Source organism: Oleiphilus sp. HI0125 (assembly GCF_001635355.1).
Map to the genome: position 1 here is coordinate 37656 of NZ_LWGF01000735.1, position 18700 is coordinate 56355.

An 18700-nucleotide genomic window follows, 5' to 3' on the forward strand; every position below is an offset into this window, starting at 1 on the left:
GGAAATCTTAAAAATCACCCCATAGTTTTACTAACTATGCATCTTCTAGCTGTTTCAAATGCTTTTGATAGCGCTGAGAATTCGACACATAATGCGCTGCACTTAGCTCCAGCATTTTCATTTGCTGGTCGCTGAGAGTGCGTTTAATTTTGGCGGGGCTTCCTACCACCATTGAACCGTCAGGGATTTCCATATTTTCTGTGATTAATGCATTCGCACCAATCAAACAATGCTTCCCAATTTTGGCGCCATTTAACACTACCGCGTTGATGCCTATCAAGCTGTAATCACCGATCGTACAGCCATGCAACATGACCTTGTGACCGATAGTGACGCCCTTGCCTATATTAAGAGGAAATCCGGGATCGATGTGCAACACCGACCCGTCCTGAATATTGCTTTGCGGGCCAACAACGACTTTGTCATTATCTGCACGGATTACAACGTTGAACCAAACGCTCGCGTCCTCATGCAATTCAATATCACCAACCAAGCTCGCGTTAGGCGCGATAAAGCCTGGAGCACCATGTTGAACAGGTTGCTTATCGTTTAGGCTGAATTTCATCTCTATCCTTCAGGTAGTCATCAAATATTGTTATTCTTGCATCCATTGCGACATTCAAAAACTCAACCAGCACAATCGCTGTGAGCCCCCAAATTTCATAACGGATACCCTGATATTCATACTCATACGATGGAACTGCAAGAGAGGTTCCTTTGTAGGTCATTCTATCTCGACGAATAGGTTGTGCATCTAAAAAGAAGTCCAATGGAACGCGAAAGACACTTTCAATTTCATAGGGGCTGGGTACCACTGAAATATCATGGTCAACAAGTCCAACAAAAGGGTTTACCTGTATACCATGAAGAGAAACGACCTGACTCAGGCCACCAATGACTTCGACCGAACTCGGCGCAATACCTAGTTCTTCATGCGTTTCGCGCAATGCAGTATTAATGAGAGTTTCGTCGGTGTGATCGAACTTACCCCCTGGGAAGGCAACTTGACCACTGTGCGTAGAGAGACGCGACGAACGACGCGTCAAAATAACCTCAGGTCTAGCAGTATTGCGGGTAATTGGCATTAACACGCCAGCTTTGGGAAGCTCAGCACCTAATTGTCTAGGTTGATAATCACTAAGACGACTTTCGAACTGCTGTATAAGACTCATGAGGTAGTTCAATAAATTTGAGATTGGGCACCTTAGCATAGGGTTTAGGGATTGTTAATTGAGTCTGTGTGCTAGAGAATGTCGCGCTAGCCAAAAATAGAGAATGGGCACATTTTGATATGAACTTTTGCAGTAATTGCGGCCATGCCGTTGAACAGAAAATTCCAGCCGACGATAGTCGACTTCGATACGTATGCCCTCAATGCGAGACCATTCACTATCAAAATCCAAACATTGTCGCGGGCACACTTCCTGTATTCGAAGATAAAGTACTTCTTTGCAAGAGAGCCATTGAACCGCGCTATGGCTATTGGACACTGCCTGCAGGATTTATGGAAAACCAAGAAACGACCATGGAAGCAGCAGCACGAGAAACATGGGAAGAAGCCGAAGCAAAAGTAACGCTGCACTCCCTGTTAACCGTTATCAACGTTCCTCAAATCAATCAAGTCCATATGTACTTCTTGGCCACACTCATTGATGGCAAGTTCGGCGTTGGAACGGAAAGCCTTGAGTGCGCACTGTATACAGAAGAAGAAATCCCGTGGGATGAGCTAGCCTTCCCTACCGTTAAACGTACTTTGAAGCGTTATTTTGCGGATAGGAAAGAAGGGAAATTTCCCACGCACGTGTCTGATGCATTCCGAGAACCGAGAGAGGTTGAATTTTCAGCAACGCTGGGTGAAGACTGGGTGCGCTAAAACTGCGTCTCGAGTTTTATCACGTGGTAAGCGGGTTCCTCATAAGGATGCGCATTTTTTAATGCTTGCACTGCGTCCGCGATATGTTTTGCACTACACACCATATCGACTTTAGCCTCCTCGACTTCGCTTAATTGATCTACTTCGCCGATGGTAGGATTTGCCAAACCGATTGGCTTAAACTGGCCAATGCCTCGCGTTTCAAACGAGCAATGTTCATAATTACCTATCCTTCCCGCACCAGCTGCAAACACAGACTTCTTTACGAAATCACAATCCGTTACAGGCACGTAAAAGCTCAAAAAATAATCTGGTTTTATCGACATATTCTTACTCACAAGATCTGTGGATAACTCTGGGGATACTTAGTCTTAACTTGCGTCAAAACCGCATAATATAAGCTTTTGAAACAGCTTGCGGGCTTTTTGATCAAAAAATAAATAAATCAATAAAATCAATAAGTTACATTTGTCAATGTATCAAAATACTTTTTTTATGCACAAGGCGCGCTACACCTTGCCGTAAACGGCCAAGTTTGTGCATAAGAATTCCAACGCACCCAAAAAATGCATTGACAGAGTGAAAATTAGATGAAATAGAGACTGCGTATTTCTTATTATAAATGCTGCGAAAAAGTACTTTCAGGCCGCAACGAGACTACAGTATGGCACAAAACTTTACATTTGCATGTTTATTTTTAGACAAGTTTTTTAGAAAACAGGACAAATTAAAAGCACTAAGTTATATAGGCAAAAAAAAATGGGGTCAGAGCAAAGCTATAACCCCATTTAAATTAAAAGCATTCGTTATTTAAAGAATGCTCTAGCGTTCTGGAATAAGCGCAACCATGGAGCATTTTCACCCCAACCTTGCGGATGCCATGAGTTCTGAAGTGTTCGATAAACACGCTCAGGATGCGGCATCATGATCGTCACACGACCATCAGAAGAACTTAAACCCGTTATCCCCTCAGGAGATCCATTAGGGTTAAACGGATAAGCTTCCGTCGCAGAACCATAGTTATCAACATAACGCAATGCAACTTGAGACTGTGCCTGTAAGCTAGCTAGTGCATTGTCATTACTAAACTCAGCGCGCCCTTCTCCGTGCGCCACAGCGACCGGTATACGCGTTCCCGCCATTCCTTGCAACATGATTGAATTTGATTCTAACAACTCAACCATCACTGCACGCGCTTCAAATTGCTCTGAGCGATTACGCACAAAATGCGGCCATAAATCTGCACCAGGAATAAGCTCACGCAAGTTCGATAACATCTGACAGCCGTTACACACGCCCAAGGCTAGGGTCTGATCACGATCAAAGAATGTTTGGAACTGATCCTTAACTTGCTCATTGAACAAAATCGATTTTGCCCAACCTTCACCTGCACCAAGTACGTCGCCATAAGAGAAGCCACCACATGCAACAAGCGCATTAAAATCAGCTAGATCTACGCGTTGAGCGCCGAGGTCACTCATGTGCACGTCTTGTGCTTCAAATCCTGCTCGCGTGAATGCTGCAGCCATTTCTGTTTGACCATTTACGCCTTGCTCACGCAATACAGCAATACGAGGTTTGGCCCCTGTATTAATATAAGGCGCAGCAACATCTTCATTGAGATCAAAGCTCAATTCAGCATGTAGACCAGGATTGTTGGCATCAGCTAAAGCATCAAACTCTTGCTGTGCACATTCTGAATTATCACGCAGGCTTTGCATTTTATAGCTGGTTGTAGACCACAGTTGCCACAAGCTAGAACGAGAACGCTCAATGACCGCTTTACCGTCAAAGCTACAACGCACCATGTCGTCATCATTTAATGTGCCGATCACTAACGTGTGTTCACCTAATCCTGCAGCAGTAAACTGCTGAAGCACTTCCTCGGTATCGGCAGCATTGACTTGAATCACCGCACCAAGCTCTTCATTAAACAATTCACGGGCAAAGTGTGAATCATCTTCAGCAAGCTGGTCGAGTTTGATGTCAACACCCACATGGCCTGCGAAGGACATCTCTGCCAAAGTCGCCAATAAACCGCCATCTGAACGGTCATGATAAGCCAATAGCTTACCGTCTTTGTTTAAGCCCTGAATCACAGCAAAGAAGGCTTTTAAGTCTTCAGAGTCATTAAGATCTGGCGCGATCGCACCAACCTGAGAATATACTTGAGCCAAAGCCGAACCGCCCAAACGGTTTTGACCGTTTGCAAGGTCAATCAAAATCAGATCAGTTGCTTGATCAGATACTTGCAGCTGAGGCGTTAGGGTCTGACGAACATCTACAACCGGTGCGAACCCTGAGATGATCAAAGACATTGGCGACACAACTGACTTATCTGCGCCGTCTTCTTTCCAAACTGTCTTCATAGACATCGAGTCTTTACCGACTGGTATCGAAATGCCTAGCTCCGGACACAATTCGATACCCACAGCTTCGACAGCTTTATATAAGTTGTCATCTTCACCTGCGTGGCCTGCCGCAGCCATCCAGTTAGCAGACATTCGAATATCCCCTAACTGATCAATCGATGCTGCAGCCAAATTTGTTACTGCCTCTCCAACCGCCATTCGGGCGGAAGCTGCTGCATCGATCACGGCGATCGGAGTACGCTCACCCATCGCCATAGCTTCACCAGCGTACCCATCAAGATCAGAACTCGTTACCGCGACATCTGCCACAGGTACCTGCCAAGGCCCAACCATCTGATCACGGGCAACCATTCCTGTGATACTGCGGTCGCCGATTGTAATCAGGAAGTTTTTACTCGCTACACTCGGCAAACTTAAAACACGATCTACCGCTTCGTTAATATCAATACCGGTAGAATCGAAAACTTCTTTCGTGAACTTGCCCGACTCCACACTTCTGTGCATTTTAGGCGGTTTGCCGAACAATACCGACATCGGCAAATCAACAGGCTTATTCTCAAAATGCGGATCATCAAGCGTCAGCTCATGCTCTTCTAACGCTTCACCAACAATGGCATAAGGACAACGCTCGCGAGCGCAAAGCTCTTCAAACTTAGCTAGGTCTTTATCCTCAACAGCCAACACATAACGCTCTTGGGATTCATTACACCAAATCTCATGCGGCGCCATACCCGGCTCATCGTTTGGCACTTTGCGCAAATCAAAGCGACCACCACGACCACCATCTTTCACCAATTCAGGAAAGGCATTAGATAAACCGCCAGCGCCCACATCGTGAATGAAAGCAATCGGGTTTTGATCACCAAGTTGCCAGCAGCGGTCAATCACCTCTTGGCAACGACGTTCCATTTCAGGGTTTTCACGTTGCACAGATGCAAAGTCTAAATCTGCGTGACTTGAGCCAGAGTCCATTGACGAGGCAGCGCCACCGCCTAGGCCAATCAGCATTGCTGGGCCACCCAATACAATCAGTTTGGCACCTACTTTGATCTCGCCTTTTTCAACGTGCTCGCCACGAATATTTCCAAGACCACCAGCGATCATAATCGGCTTGTGGTAGCCTTTAACTTCTCGTCCTAGTGAACTTGCCACTTCTTGTTCAAACGTACGGAAATATCCCGTTAGGTTCGGACGACCGAATTCATTATTGAACGCAGCACCACCAATCGGCCCATCCAACATAATATCTAATGCGGAACAAATGCGGTCGGGCTTACCAAAATCTTGCTCCCACGGCTGTTCGAAGCCCGGAATATTCAAGTTAGAAACCGTAAAACCAGTCAAACCCGCTTTAGGTTTAGAGCCTTTACCCGTCGCACCTTCGTCACGAATTTCACCACCAGAACCCGTAGATGCACCACTAAAAGGTGAAATCGCCGTTGGATGGTTGTGAGTCTCTACTTTCATCAGGATATGAATATCTTCTTCATTTCCTTCGTAGACCTTCGTTTCTGGGTTCGGGAAGAATCGCTTGCCCTTCGAGCCTACAATCACTGACGCGTTGTCTTTATACGCAGATAAAACCCCTTCTCCGCTCAGTTGATTTGTATTCTTGATCATCGCAAACAGCGATTTATCTTGAGCTTCCCCATCAATATCCCAAGACGCGTTGAAGATTTTATGGCGGCAATGCTCAGAGTTGGCTTGCGCGAACATCATCAGTTCTACATCGCTAGGGTTACGCCCAAGATCGATAAATGCTTTGGTCAAATATTCAATTTCATCTTCCGCGAGCGCTAAACCAATTCGCTTGTTGGCTTCGGTCAAGGCATCTTGCCCATAGGCAATCACATCGACGGTACTTAGCGCTGCTGGCTCTGACTGTTTGAACAGAAGTTCTGCACCCGCAAACTCATGGAATACAGTCTGTGTCATGCGATCGTGAAGCACGTCAGACAATGCACCGACAGTATTTGCATCAAGGTTCCCATCAACACGCACATAGTAAGCAATGCCACGTTCTATTCGTTTGATCTGATCAAGCCCACAGCCTAAGGCGATATCTGTTGCCTTACTCGACCATGGAGAAATCGTTCCGACACGAGGCACAACTAAGAACAATTTGCCTTCTGTCGCTTCTAATTGGCTCTTAGGGCCATATGTTAATAAGCGATTTAATACACTGAGTTCTTGTTCACCAATGGTATCTACTGCGTCAACGAAATGCATAAATTCGGCATATACCGATTCGACTGCACTATTTATTTCTCGTAATTGGGCAAGTAGAGACTGTTGCTTAAAGGGGGATAAAGCAGGTGCACCGCGGAGTTCCATCATAATTCGGACCAAGCCTCATTGGGTGAGATGTAGAAAGGCGCGTATGATACTTCAAACGCATTTCACTGTTAACAATTTAACGTGCATAGATCAATGCTCGCTCAAATGTTCATCATTCTCTATACTGATTAAGCTATAAATTTAATAATTACTGTCTGAAGTATTCTTTTGAATCAATCTCTTAGTAAATCATTATCGCAAGCAAACTATCTGTTTTGCTGCCTTATTTTTGCGCTTGGATTAGTCGGCTGCGAACAACCCAGCCAACTCGAGCAAATCAAAGAACGTAAGACTCTGCACGTGATTAGCAGAAACGCACCGGGCATTTATTATGAGGGCCGCGATACAAGTGAAGGATTTGAGTATGAGTTCGCTTCACTCTTTGCCAAAAATCTGGGGCTAGATCTCGACGTCAAAGTTGCCGGCACACGCGCTCAGATACGCTCCGCACTCGACAACAACTACACCAACATGGCCGCTTCAATGATGGTACTCAGTGAAGCAAATACCTCAAAGTATAAACACAGCGAGCCCTTTCTAGAAACAACTCCTTTGATTGTGTATCGATATGGCTCAAAACGTCCGCGCTCTATCGCGGATCTATCCGGAAAAACGATTGCTGTTGTGAGCGACAGTGACTTGGTCACTGAACTTGAATCGCTGATACTCAATCATCCCGATCTAAAATGGGAAACCGTAAACAGCGACACCGAAGAATTGATTCGCATGGTTCAAGACAAAGAGGTTGATTTTGCCCTCGTTTACTCACTAGAACTGAAACTTCACCGCGCTTTTTATCCTCGCGTCCGCCAAGCCTTTGAATTTGGCTCAAGCAGAGGCATTGCTTGGTTTTTCCCAAACAACAGTGACAACACTCTGATTAACGCAGCCAATGCATTTATCCATCAATCCAATGAAGATGGCACATTGATGCAGTTAGAAGAACGCTATTATGGCCATCTAGCGCAAGTGAACTATGTGGGCGCGCGCACCTTCATTCGCCACACAAAACAACGCCTACCAAAGTATGAGGATACCTATAAAAAGTACGCGACCGAATACGAAACCGACTGGCGTTTGATGGCCGCAATGGGTTACCAAGAATCTCACTGGCGACCTAATGCCGTCTCACCAACGGGAGTTCGAGGTTTGATGATGCTCACTTTGGTCACCGCTAAAGAAATGGGCATTAAAAATCGTCTTGATCCGATTCAAAGCATCAAAGGCGGCTCTAAATACTTCTCTAAAATACACAAACGTATTTCCGAAGACGTCCAGGAACCCGATCGGACATGGTTTGCGCTGGCTTCTTATAATGTTGGTCTCGGACATCTTGAAGATGCCCGCATGCTGACCGAGAAAGGTGGCAAGGACCCAAACAAGTGGGCGGATGTGAAAGATTTCCTACCTCTTCTTCAACAGAAGAAATACTACTCACAAACAAAATACGGTTATGCGCGCGGTAAAGAGCCAGTGATCTACGTGCAAAACATTCGTCGTTACTATGACGTATTGCGTTGGCTAGATGAGAGTAAACGCAGAGAGCGCCCCAAAAACACCATAAACTTCGACGAAAACCTAGTGCGATAGTCGTAGAGAAACTCCCCTACCTGTTATCGCACATGTATTCGCACCACACTTACCTTTAGTCTTTTCTATTCGGCTGAGATTGGCTCTCGATATCTCGTAGCATGTCCAGGATTTAGACGCGCTGCGGCACCCGATCGACCAATCCACCATACGTAAATACTTGGCGTAAACCACAACGACAAGATAATCGAGAAGCCAATTCCGCCTGCAATCACTACCGCTAATGGCGGCCAGAATTGCCCACCAACAAGCAGAATCAACGGTATGAATCCAGCAATCGTGGTGAGCGTTGTACTCAAAATATGTCGCGTACAAGACATCACCGCATTGATAATCTCTTGATGATCTCCGGCTTTAGCCTTCTCATTGGCTTCCATTGCAGCGATCACGACAATGGAGCCATTAATCGCCACACCGATCAGACCAGTGATACCAATCAAAGGATTAAAGCCCAATGCATATCCACTAATCCAAAGCGATAAAAAGCCAAAGCCCGCAGCAAGTAATGCGACCATGCCAATGATTGTTGCCAACCTAAAACTGCGAAATGCTAAAACCAAGCAAGTCACCATCAATAAAACCAAAACAGGTAGGTTGGCCGCTAGTGATGCATTTGCTCGCTTACTCTCTTCCGCATCACCGCCCACAGACCAGCGATACCCCTCAGGTAGCACCCAACCACCTGACTCAAGTCGTTCAACAACGGCATTGGTAATATCTATCGGGGTCACGTGCTGTGAAAGATAACCGTGAATAATATTTACTCGCTCACCATTACGACGAGTAATTGAGGCCGCGTCGGGCGTTAAATTGAATTCTCCAAAGGCATTAGCTGGCACCCATCGGCCATCTGGTTGAACAATCGGGAAAGCGCGCAACTGTTCGATCCTTGCACGCTGACTATTCTCATAGCTCACAGTTACCGGTAACTGCGTAATGTCTTCTAACATGCTGCCTGCTTGAACGCCTTCGTAGGCAGCTTGCAGCTGAGCAGCTACCGAGTCGAGCTGAAGCCCCATTTCGCCGAGCGCAGTTTCATTCGCATCAAACTCAATCTTCGGAGCGCCCGGTTTTACTGATGCTTGGGTATGCAACACACCAGATTGCTGAGAAATAATTGCTCGTAGCTCTTCACCTAAAGTTCTTAACACATCCGTTTCAGGGCCAAACACCCGAAACTCAATTGGCGCTTCAACAGGCGGTCCTTGAGAGAAAGGCTTGGCAACAATTTGAACTTGAGTAAAGCGCTCGCTTAACTCAACTTGAAGCTCATCTATTAGGCTTGATGATGCCTCGACATCCTCAGCAGTCACCACCACTTCGGCGTAGTAGTTCTGGTTGCGATTATTCATCAATTGGTTGTAGTAAAACGCCGGAACACTATCCCCAATAGACCAAACCGTTTGTTTTACCTCTGCTTTATTACGAATCAACGCGTCTATTTCCTGCACTAGGGCATCTGCAGCAGGAACACTCGTATTTGATTCAAACCAAACGCGTAACTCGAACATGTCGCGATCAGCGGTCGGAAAGAATACTTTTGGCAAAGAGCCAACAGAAAGCACACCAAAAATACTCAAACCAAGTGCAGTCACAACCGCTAACCATGGCTTACGCAAACTGTGCGCGAGAAAACGCTGATAGCCTTCTGATTTTTCTTTTGAGCTAACACCAACCTGCCACCAGCGAGACTCATTTGGCTTGGCGAGCTTGTTCTCAAGCAAGGCACAGATAGCAGGAATCACAGTCATGGACAAACAGAATGAAGCGATCAAAGCCAATATCACGCTCACTGATATCGTACCAATGAAGTCTCCGGCATTACCCTCAATCAAGAGGATTGGCATGAACGCAAGAATAGTAGTGAGCGTTGATGCTAGTAGAGGCATAAACAGATGATCAAAAGCTTGTCGGATCGCTTCCGAGGACGCGAAACCCTGCTTTATTCTAGTGCTGACTTCATCCGTCATCACAATAGCGTTGTCGATCAACAGACCAATCGCGACAATCATGCCAAACATCGACATCTGCTGAACTTGGAGATTCAACACATTTAAAGCAAACAAGACACAAGCCGCTGCGAGCGGCAGCGAGCATGCCACGATTAACCCAGAGCGCCAGCCCATAAACAGCCACACAACGAGTAATACGGCAATCATGCCCGCCATCAAGTTTTGACCAAGGCTCTGCAAACGATCTTTGGTATAGCTCGCCTGCTCAAACACCTCATCCAAGGAGACAACCCCACCGGTCTCTGCCTCAACTGACCTCAGCACATTTTTAACCGACGCAGTCCAAGGATTAATCTGACTTGAAACTTCGATACGCGCTGCGACCAATATGACGCGATCACCATCAACACGCATGATGTTATCTTCTGGTTTAGAGTAACTTTTTTCGACAGTAGCTATATCACGCAACAATACGTCACCACTGGTGCTTTTCACTGGCAACTGTCGAATACGATCAAGCGAGTCAAACTCGCCACGCACTTCTATAGCGCTAAATACTTTGTCGCTCAACAGACGACCCGCAACTTCTTTGGAGTCGGATGCTTCAACAATCGCCGCTAACTCTTGAACCGTCATCCCTAGTTCGGCTAATTCATACGGTTCTACATATATTTGCACTGTCTCATCTGGCGCGCCATGTACACTGACATACTCAGTACCTGGAACCGCTTCAATGCGATCTTTCAATATTTGCGAAATGCGATTCATAATATCGAGCTGAGGCTCACCTTCGCCCTGCCACTTCACAGCTGTAATCAAGGTATATGCGTATGCGATGTTCTCTTCTTCGATAATCTTTGGAACAGAAGCTTGTGGCGGGAGCTTACGGCTCGCATCTTTAATGCGATCTCTCACGCGAGAAATCAGCTGTTGGTTGGTTTGAGAGGTAACTCTATCTTCGAGTTCCACAGCTAGAACCGAAACATTACTACGAGACGTTGAATTAATCGTTTTGATCTCAGAAATGCTCGCTAACTCAGACTCAAGCACTTCAGTAATTGAAGATTCAACCAGCCTTGCCGATGCACCCGGAAACTCTGTCACAACAGAAATAAAGCGTTGTGTAATACGAGGATCTTCGATCTTAGGTAGCGCAAACCAAGCAGATAAACCTGCGGCGCAAATCACAATCAAGGTCATCAACAAAAGATGGAGGTTTTCGTAAAACGCAGCACTGACAGAGCTTAAGCGTGATCCAGATTTCTGCATTACTGGGCTCCTACGATCACGGCGTTTTGATCGGCATATCGGACTTTTTGATTCGCCACAATTCTATGCGTAGCTCTGAGCACAACGTTCGGCAAATCATCTTTCGCGAGTCCGCCCCTTACCAAAACGTAGTCGCCTGCAAAGCGATCGATCATCACCGTTTTTCGAGAGATTACAGCGGTTGCATCACCTACAGAATTCGCTTCACCTTCCACTGCAAGCGGCTCAGCAAGATACACTGACCATAAACCGCGACCGTATTCACTCAGTGCCTCTATCGGCAGCCATAAACCAGAGCGCTGACGATCACTACGTAATTGCAGACTCAAGATTTCACCGGGAACTAAACCTCGTTCATCTATATCGGCAACGTGCAGAAACACGTCTGACGCTCGATTGCCCGAAAGACTAAACTTGATGCGATCAACCTTGGCTTCAAACACTCCAGCAGAATGTTCAAGACGAACCGCCTGCCCTTCAGCCAGTTTCTGGGCGACTCGTAAAGGCAAGCTTGCTCGAATCTCTGCCATAGCGCTTTGCTCGACCAAGAGAACTGGCAAGCCAACACTCATTGTTCTGCCGACGTCGCTCAGACGCTCAATCACCACCCCATCAAAAGGCGCCTTGAGTACAGATTTCTGCAATTCCAACTTAATCGATGACAATTGTGCATTCGCGAACGCTAGGTCAGCCTCTGCTGCTTGTCGTTGTCGGATGGCTTCATCTAAAGCCTGAGCAGAAACATTACTATTTGTGCGCAGCCCTTTTGTTCGCTTGAGAGATGACTTAGCAAGATCTAATGAAGCAACCGCCCTATCACGCGTCGCACGCAACTCGGTTTGTCTTGCTTGCAAACGAGCAGTATCAAGCTGCGCGAGAATCTCCCCAGCAACAAAGGCCTCACCTTCTTTCTTTGAAATAGAGACAAGCCGGCTTGCGATATCAAAGCCTAGCTCTACGCGCTGTGCAGCCTCAACACGCGCAACAAACTGCTCATATTCTGGCACGAAAATCTCGCCACCATCACCAAGCGTCTCAACCAAAACGGCTGACACAGCAATGTCATTGCTCGTTGAAGAATGTGTTATTCGACTAACGCCAAGTGCTGCCGAGAGGAAAACAAAAAACACCGAAACAAGAAAAATGGGTGAATGGGTCAACCTTTGAATGGATGGCATTTGCTCCTCACTTAATTCGATTTCTAAAAAAACTAACGGAACTACGAACGAGTCCACACTTTCGGATTTATTTTTTTACACTGTAAATTTTACACTGTCAATTTTTTAACTTATCGTATGACTCATGGGAAGAAGAAAACTAGACGAACAAGAAGTAGCAGAGTTCAGAGCAAAGCTTATGGACCAAGCACTCATACTATTTGCGAAACACGGATACCGTGACGTATCAATTAGGGCTATTGCCCTGGCGACTGGTTGCAGCGCCATGACGCCATATCGCTATTTTGAAAACAAAGAAGCGATTTTTGATGCTTGTCGCGCTCGCGCTTTCGAGCGATTCGCTGAGTTTCACGAACAGATTGTTGAAGCCCATCCCCACCCTGTTGAACGAATCAATGCACTGGGCCAAGGGTATGCAGACTACGCAGCCGCACACACCGATGCATTTCGTTTAATGTTTGAATTAGACCAACCGAGCGAGCCTAGCAACCATGTTACGCTAATGGGGAATCGCGCCTTCGATACGCTGCGAAACTCAGTAAGAGACGCTGTACAACAAGGTTATTTAAAAGGCGAACCAGAAAAACTAGCTCATTTATTTTGGGCGACAATACATGGCATCGTCGTACTAGACCTAACGAACAAACTCACTTACGGAATCGACAAGCATGCCTTGCTCGAATCTTTCTTTGAGGGCGAGTTCACTTCAGCGAGAAACACGCACTAGGACAGCAAATGAGCTCTCCCACTAACGATCTCGATACTACAGGTCCGGGCGTAAGAAAGGCTTCACCCAAGGTTTGTTTTGCTCAATCTCTTCGAGGGTTAGACCGGTTAACTCATACGGCAACACCAACCAGTCTTGCGTTTTATGGAGAAAGTAGTCTGGCTCCCGACCAGTCTCAGATAAGCCCTCTTTGAAATATGGCATCGCAATACGTGTATCTTCAGGCATGTTCCGTTTAGCTTTACTTGATAAACGCTGAATAACCGCATCGATATGGCGCCCAGTACTGAATACATCATCGACAATAAGCAGCTTGTCGTCGTAATTCATATTCTCAAGCAAATATTGAATACCATGAACACGAATACCCTGATTGCCCTCTAACTCTTCAAAGTATTGTTCCATGCCGCGGTATGATGTTCGAATAGCAATATGGTCTGTTTCGACCCCCAGCGTTTGTAAACACTCTTGCACATAAATACCTACTGTCGACCCGCCACGCCAAATACCGACAATAAAGTCTGGACGAAAACCACTTTCATATATTTTGACCGCCAAGCGATAGCTATCTTCCACCAACGACTGCTCTTCGACATATCGTTTTTTCGCTTGCTTCTGCTGTTCTAGCCCGGCCATTTCACCCATCCTATTTATACTCGATATACGATACTCAGCTTGCAAAATGTTTTTGAAAAAGTAAATAATCGAGCCACTTATATTGAGCATACTGGGATTCAATCGGTGATTCTTAAAACCTACATCGGCGCACAACAATTACTAGAAGATTCGTTCCGTTTAGGCACGCAAATTCTAGATTCAGGCTTCAAACCAAGCATTATTATTGCTCTATGGCGAGGCGGGACACCGATTGGGACGGCAGTACAAGAGCTGCTTGAGTATCACGGTATTGAAACAGATCATATCGCCATTCGAACTTCTTCCTACGCAGCTGCCATTGATGGCCGCTCAAATGAGATTCGCATTCACGGTATGAGCTATCTCATCAAACACGTGAAACATACGGACCGCTTATTAATCGTCGATGACGTATTTGATACCGGGCATACCATTAAAGCGGTAATTGAACATCTTGAAACACACGCCAGAAGAAATACGCCGCAAGAAATAAAAGTGGCCGTACCGTATTACAAGCCTACACGTAATCAGACTGATATTGTGCCCGATTACTTTTTACACGAAACCGAAGAATGGCTTAAATATCCGCACTCGCTTGAAGGTTTGAGCCATGAAGAAATAGCCGAGAACAGGCCAGAGCTATACGAGATCATTAAGCCTCACCTCAAGAAGTAATTCACTCATTCAGCTCAAAGGCATAATTGACCTGATCACTGCTGAAACCGCGACTATATAAGTAGCGTTGCTGCTTCGCCTTCTGCTTTAAGTCAAAGCCGAGATCCCAATCACCAAACTTACGCTGCCGCGTATGCTTGGCGAGCTCAAACCAATCTGTATCGTCACGTTCAAACGCAAGCATCACCGCTTCAGAATCGACTTTTTGCATTGCAAGCTCTTGTCTCACTCGCGCCGCACCGTAGCCCTTCATAACACGTGATCGCAGCAACATATCCGCATAACGTTGCTCACATAAGTAGCCTGCTTCGATCATTTGCTCGATCACATCATCAACGAGGACTTGTTCGTCCTCATCTAAATTCCGTAAGAGCTTATCTCTCAACTCGTGAATTGCATATTCACGCCTCGCTAACAAATCAACGGCTTTGTTTTTTAGTTTTTGCAGCAGCTCAGCTTGCTCACTCATACACACTCATCACACTTTATGCATCACCTAACAACAAGCGTCGAATAAACACTTCTTTGCTAGCAATTTCAAGGTTAAACTACTCCGATTACTTTTTGCTCAACAAGAACAAAAATATCATCTAACAACAAAGACTACCGTGGCAGGCAACTGCTACGTTCCAAGAATACAGGCACGATATGGCTAATTTCTTATCCAAGCTTTTTAAACCAAAATGGCAAAACAAATCTGCCGAAGTTCGATTAGAAGCTCTGCAGCAACTTGATCCACATAACAATGAGCAACGTGAGATTATCGAATCTCTGCTCTTAAATGATGAAAACCCTTCTGTAAGACAAGCAGCACTGAGTAAAACAAGCGATCCAGCGCGCGTTATTGTACTCTACGCGAAGTTAAACAATGCGGACAAACCCGCTGCGGTTGAACATTTAACAAAGCTCAGTGAATCGTTAGGCCTTAGCCTATTTGACCTCATCGAAGACAAAACCTTTTTGGCGCAAATTATAATGGCCACTGAATCTCCAGATGAATTCCTAAATAGCCTTGCACGCATTCAAGATGAGGAGGCGCTCATCCTCATCGCACAACAAGCGAAGCTAAGTCGACTAAGACAAGCTGCCACCGAGCTCATCGAATCTGAAGAATGCCTTGATAAAGTTATTGAAACAGCGCGATCAAAAGACAAAAAAGTCTTTCAAATTGCAAAGAGTAAATTAAGCCATATTCGTGAACACAAAAAACAAGTCGAACAACAAAAGCTTCAACTCTCTGGTTTACTCGCGAATCTCAAAGAACTTGCAAACACAGACGACACTAACCTTTACTCCGCAAAGTTAGACAGTTTGAAACAACGCTGTAACGCGCTTATTGAAGTCGCAAGCAATGATCAGGTTAGTAGTTACCAATCACTGGTTATCGACTGCGAAAAACGCCTGCAAGCAATTCAAGTTGAAGAGGCAAAAATTGCCTCTGTTAGCGCAGAAACAAAGCAACCAGAAGATCAAGAAAGCCCCTCCTCCGACATCAGCTTGGAGCAGCAAGATTCAGAACTCATCGCAACAATTAACACCTTGGAAGATACATTGAGTCAGTTATCTGAGAGAGCCGCAGCTCCTCAGGATACCTCAGCGATCGATGCCATTATCAAAACGCAAGAAACGCGCTGGATTGAAAGCACCAAAGAAGAAGCTGTCGATAAAGAAACTGAAAAGTCTTACAAACAAAAAATGTCGGCGCTTCGACAATACTTGAGCGCCTTGCAAAAATTATCGCAACAACAAGCGCGCATTGAATCGCTGACACAGCAGTCATCATACGAGGCATATAAAGAACTTAAGAGCATTCTCGACAAAGTAAGCTGGCCCGACAATTTCGCCCTCCCCGCACTACTGATCACGGCGTCAGAGGTGATGGCAAAATCTGAAGAGCACGAGCAAGCAAAAGAGCAAGAACAATCGAAGATTGAAGCTGAGCTAAACCAATCGCTCACCGCACTCGACAAGCTTCTTGACGAAAAGCAGCTCAACGCATCCAAACAAAAGATTCAACAAGTACGAAAACTGCATAAAAAGCTGACTAAGAAAAGACAAAATCACTACACATCTGCCCTAAAACTACGCAGTGATCAACTGAATGAATTGAGAGATTGGCAAGGCTTTGCTGCATCGCCAGAGCAAGAAAGATTATGTGAATCGATGGAAGCTCTGATTGATAAGCATATAGATCCTCAAGAAAAGTCAGCCCAAATAAAGCAACTTCAAGAACGCTGGAAAAGTCTTGGCGGCGCGCAAGACCCTGCCCTATGGCAACGCTTTTCAAATGCGGCTGAGGCAGCATTTGCACCATGCGCTGAATATTATTCTGAGCAAGGCGAGCTGAAAAAAGCCAATCTCGAAAAACGTAAAAAGCTTGCCGCTGAACTTGCTGAATTTGTCGAGCAAATCAACTGGGAAACAGTGGATTGGAAAGCAGTAGAAAAAATAAATCGTCAAGCTCGCAACGAATGGCGCGAAGCTCATCCAGTTGATCGCAGACACGGGCGTGGCCTGCAAGAGCAATTCAATCAAACGCTAGCAAAATTGAACGATAAAATTGACGCTGAACGAGGGCAAAACTTAGCAATCAAACAAGATATCGTATCTCGTGCTCAGGCTTTTGCAGAAAGCGAAGAGCTCTCAACAGCCATGCAAGGCGCCAAAGACCTTCAAAGCGAATGGCAAAAAGTGGGTATTACCGAACACAAGAAAGACAGGGTTCTCTGGAAAGAATTCCGCGCTGCTTGCGACAAAATTTTTGCCCAACGAGATGCTCAACGTAATAAAGCAAAACAGGAACATGACGAGAAGCTAGCTCAGACCGAAGAGATCGTAAACGAAGCTGAACAAACAGTGAAGCAAACGTTCTCTTCAGTAAAAGACGCCGAGACAAGCCTAGCAAGCTTGCGCTCCAATCTAAAACAAGTGACTAACGTTAATGGGAAAAAACGAACAGAGCTTCTTGATCGCTACAACGCTTGTATTGAAGCTTTGAAGCATCAAATTAAACAGTTGGATTTCGAACGCATTCTGGCTCAATGGAACGAAGCACAACGTAAAGCCGACATTCTCGCGATTGCCGCCGAAAATAAAGAGGAAATCGATGCAAACTTTGCGAGTACCGTTGAATTAAGTAAGCGCCTAGAAGAACGTTTCCAAGCGCGGGCCAAAGCATCAAAAGCGCAAAAACTAACTATCAGCGATGACGATCTCGCACAAGAGTTATGTATTCGTTGTGAGATTGCTGCGGGGCTTGAATCTCCGGCGTCAGCGCAAGAGCGACGTATGCAACTGCAAGTGACTCGTCTGTCAGAAGGTTTGAGTGGCGCAGCCAGCTTATCGAGAGAAGAACAGTTAGAACAATTGCTCATTGCATGGTTTGCTGAAAATGTATTCGATACAAAAACGCGTGAGATCTATACAAATCGTATTGATGCTTGTATCAAACAAGTATTTGGCGCAGCGCAGTTAGCGAGCCAAAAACTAGCAAGCGAAACCGCTGAACCCGCATAAATATCAAAAACTAGTGCTTTGCTGAGGCGATGTAAGCAATTGCCTCAGCAACAGCCTTTTCAATTTTTTCCGCGATTTCCATCCTTTCTACATCACTCGTGTAAAACGCCCGATCCACGCTATGTTTGATGTATTTGGCGGGCACTTTATTCAAAGCAAGACACGCAATATCACTCAATTGCGCTTCGCTAAACGTATGCTTTTTAAGCTGTTTAGACATTTCATCTACCACCAAGCGCTCATGGTAATTAAAAATACTGTCTAGTACCGACATAAGTTGATTCCCTCTTAAGCATCCAATTAGTCATCCAACAGAATGATAAATTAAGTAATAAATGTGCAGCTTACAAACTGTGTCACCACAAAGTGTGATCGAAACACAGTTACTCATAAACTTTGGCAAGGTTAGTGGCAGGGCTAAGAGTGATAACATACAATCTTTCAGACCAACGAGTGAAAAGAGTAAAGCAATGAAACTTACCCACGTATTGGTCGCCGTCATCGCAATGATGTCGTTCGGCTTGACCCACGCGGCACAGCAAAGCCTTGAAGAACTGCTAGCACAAGCAGAACAG

The 18700-nt window shown here is 45.6% G+C and carries 14 protein-coding genes; 5 read left to right on the top strand and 9 right to left on the bottom strand.

What is annotated here, in order from left to right:
- Window positions 1-34: 34 nt before the first annotated feature.
- Window positions 35-565, bottom strand: a complete 531-nt coding sequence (locus tag A3762_RS11020) for a gamma carbonic anhydrase family protein (protein WP_068755484.1) — start codon at window positions 563-565, stop codon at window positions 35-37.
- Window positions 543-1172, bottom strand: coding sequence for a CoA pyrophosphatase (locus A3762_RS11025; RefSeq protein WP_068755486.1), 630 nt, complete (start codon window positions 1170-1172; stop codon window positions 543-545). Before A3762_RS11025 ends, A3762_RS11020 begins: the two co-directional genes overlap by 23 nt.
- A gap of 119 nt (window positions 1173-1291) precedes the next feature.
- Between A3762_RS11025 and A3762_RS11030 the strand changes: the two genes are divergently transcribed.
- Window positions 1292-1873 (top strand): NUDIX hydrolase, encoded by a 582-nt coding sequence (locus tag A3762_RS11030; RefSeq protein WP_068755513.1) that lies wholly within the window; start codon window positions 1292-1294, stop codon window positions 1871-1873.
- On the opposite strand, the gene A3762_RS11035 is transcribed toward A3762_RS11030, so the two are convergent.
- Both A3762_RS11035 and purL read right to left on the bottom strand, forming a co-directional pair.
- Complete coding sequence (locus A3762_RS11035; RefSeq protein WP_068475423.1) at window positions 1870-2199, bottom strand: NGG1p interacting factor NIF3; 330 nt, start codon at window positions 2197-2199, stop codon at window positions 1870-1872. The two genes, A3762_RS11030 and A3762_RS11035, sit on opposite strands and share 4 nt — an antisense overlap.
- 480 nt (window positions 2200-2679) lie before the next feature.
- A complete protein-coding gene (gene purL, locus A3762_RS11040) occupies window positions 2680-6582 on the bottom strand; it encodes a phosphoribosylformylglycinamidine synthase (RefSeq protein WP_068755488.1) in 3903 nt (1300 codons plus the stop codon).
- A gap of 168 nt (window positions 6583-6750) precedes the next feature.
- On the opposite strand from purL, the gene mltF reads away from it, so the two are divergent.
- Window positions 6751-8172: a membrane-bound lytic murein transglycosylase MltF gene (mltF, locus tag A3762_RS11045; protein ID WP_068755491.1), complete on the top strand. Its 1422-nt coding sequence runs from the start codon at window positions 6751-6753 to the stop codon at window positions 8170-8172.
- Window positions 8173-8237: 65 nt separating this feature from the next.
- On the opposite strand, the gene A3762_RS11050 is transcribed toward mltF, so the two are convergent.
- Complete coding sequence (locus tag A3762_RS11050) at window positions 8238-11393, bottom strand: efflux RND transporter permease subunit (RefSeq protein WP_068755493.1); 3156 nt, start codon at window positions 11391-11393, stop codon at window positions 8238-8240.
- Entirely contained in the window at window positions 11393-12571 is a 1179-nt protein-coding gene (locus A3762_RS11055; protein ID WP_068755496.1) for an efflux RND transporter periplasmic adaptor subunit, read from the bottom strand. The genes A3762_RS11050 and A3762_RS11055 overlap by 1 nt, the downstream gene beginning before the upstream one ends.
- A gap of 124 nt (window positions 12572-12695) precedes the next feature.
- On the opposite strand from A3762_RS11055, the gene A3762_RS11060 reads away from it, so the two are divergent.
- Window positions 12696-13298, top strand: coding sequence for a TetR/AcrR family transcriptional regulator (locus A3762_RS11060; protein ID WP_068755497.1), 603 nt, complete (start codon window positions 12696-12698; stop codon window positions 13296-13298).
- A gap of 36 nt (window positions 13299-13334) precedes the next feature.
- Here A3762_RS11060 and A3762_RS11065 read toward each other — a convergent pair whose 3' ends face one another.
- Entirely contained in the window at window positions 13335-13934 is a 600-nt protein-coding gene (locus A3762_RS11065) for a phosphoribosyltransferase (RefSeq protein ID WP_068755499.1), read from the bottom strand.
- A gap of 39 nt (window positions 13935-13973) precedes the next feature.
- On the opposite strand from A3762_RS11065, the gene A3762_RS11070 reads away from it, so the two are divergent.
- Window positions 13974-14609: a phosphoribosyltransferase gene (locus A3762_RS11070; RefSeq protein ID WP_369820678.1), complete on the top strand. Its 636-nt coding sequence runs from the start codon at window positions 13974-13976 to the stop codon at window positions 14607-14609.
- Between the two features lies 1 nt (window position 14610).
- Here the strand turns inward: A3762_RS11070 and A3762_RS11075 are convergent, their stop codons facing one another.
- A complete protein-coding gene (locus A3762_RS11075; RefSeq protein ID WP_068755501.1) occupies window positions 14611-15078 on the bottom strand; it encodes a regulatory protein RecX in 468 nt (155 codons plus the stop codon).
- Between the two features lie 179 nt (window positions 15079-15257).
- Between A3762_RS11075 and A3762_RS11080 the strand changes: the two genes are divergently transcribed.
- Entirely contained in the window at window positions 15258-18125 is a 2868-nt protein-coding gene (locus A3762_RS11080) for a DUF349 domain-containing protein (protein ID WP_068755504.1), read from the top strand.
- A 10-nt stretch (window positions 18126-18135) separates the two neighbouring features.
- Here the strand turns inward: A3762_RS11080 and A3762_RS11085 are convergent, their stop codons facing one another.
- The gene (locus tag A3762_RS11085) at window positions 18136-18399 is read right to left on the bottom strand and encodes a late competence development ComFB family protein (protein WP_068755507.1); all 264 of its coding nucleotides are present in this window, start codon (window positions 18397-18399) and stop codon (window positions 18136-18138) included.
- Between the last annotated feature and the right edge of the window lie 301 nt (window positions 18400-18700).

Coding starts and splice junctions, on each gene's coding strand:
- A3762_RS11020 (WP_068755484.1), bottom strand. CDS start 565: ATGAAATTCAGCCTAAACGATAAGCAACCTGTTCAACATGGTGCTCCA.
- A3762_RS11025 (WP_068755486.1), bottom strand. CDS start 1,172: ATGAGTCTTATACAGCAGTTCGAAAGTCGTCTTAGTGATTATCAACCT.
- A3762_RS11030 (WP_068755513.1), top strand. CDS start 1,292: ATGAACTTTTGCAGTAATTGCGGCCATGCCGTTGAACAGAAAATTCCA.
- A3762_RS11035 (WP_068475423.1), bottom strand. CDS start 2,199: ATGTCGATAAAACCAGATTATTTTTTGAGCTTTTACGTGCCTGTAACG.
- purL (WP_068755488.1), bottom strand. CDS start 6,582: ATGATGGAACTCCGCGGTGCACCTGCTTTATCCCCCTTTAAGCAACAG.
- A3762_RS11050 (WP_068755493.1), bottom strand. CDS start 11,393: ATGCAGAAATCTGGATCACGCTTAAGCTCTGTCAGTGCTGCGTTTTAC.
- A3762_RS11055 (WP_068755496.1), bottom strand. CDS start 12,571: ATGCCATCCATTCAAAGGTTGACCCATTCACCCATTTTTCTTGTTTCG.
- A3762_RS11060 (WP_068755497.1), top strand. CDS start 12,696: ATGGGAAGAAGAAAACTAGACGAACAAGAAGTAGCAGAGTTCAGAGCA.
- A3762_RS11065 (WP_068755499.1), bottom strand. CDS start 13,934: ATGGCCGGGCTAGAACAGCAGAAGCAAGCGAAAAAACGATATGTCGAA.
- A3762_RS11075 (WP_068755501.1), bottom strand. CDS start 15,078: ATGAGTGAGCAAGCTGAGCTGCTGCAAAAACTAAAAAACAAAGCCGTT.
- A3762_RS11080 (WP_068755504.1), top strand. CDS start 15,258: ATGGCTAATTTCTTATCCAAGCTTTTTAAACCAAAATGGCAAAACAAA.
- A3762_RS11085 (WP_068755507.1), bottom strand. CDS start 18,399: ATGTCGGTACTAGACAGTATTTTTAATTACCATGAGCGCTTGGTGGTA.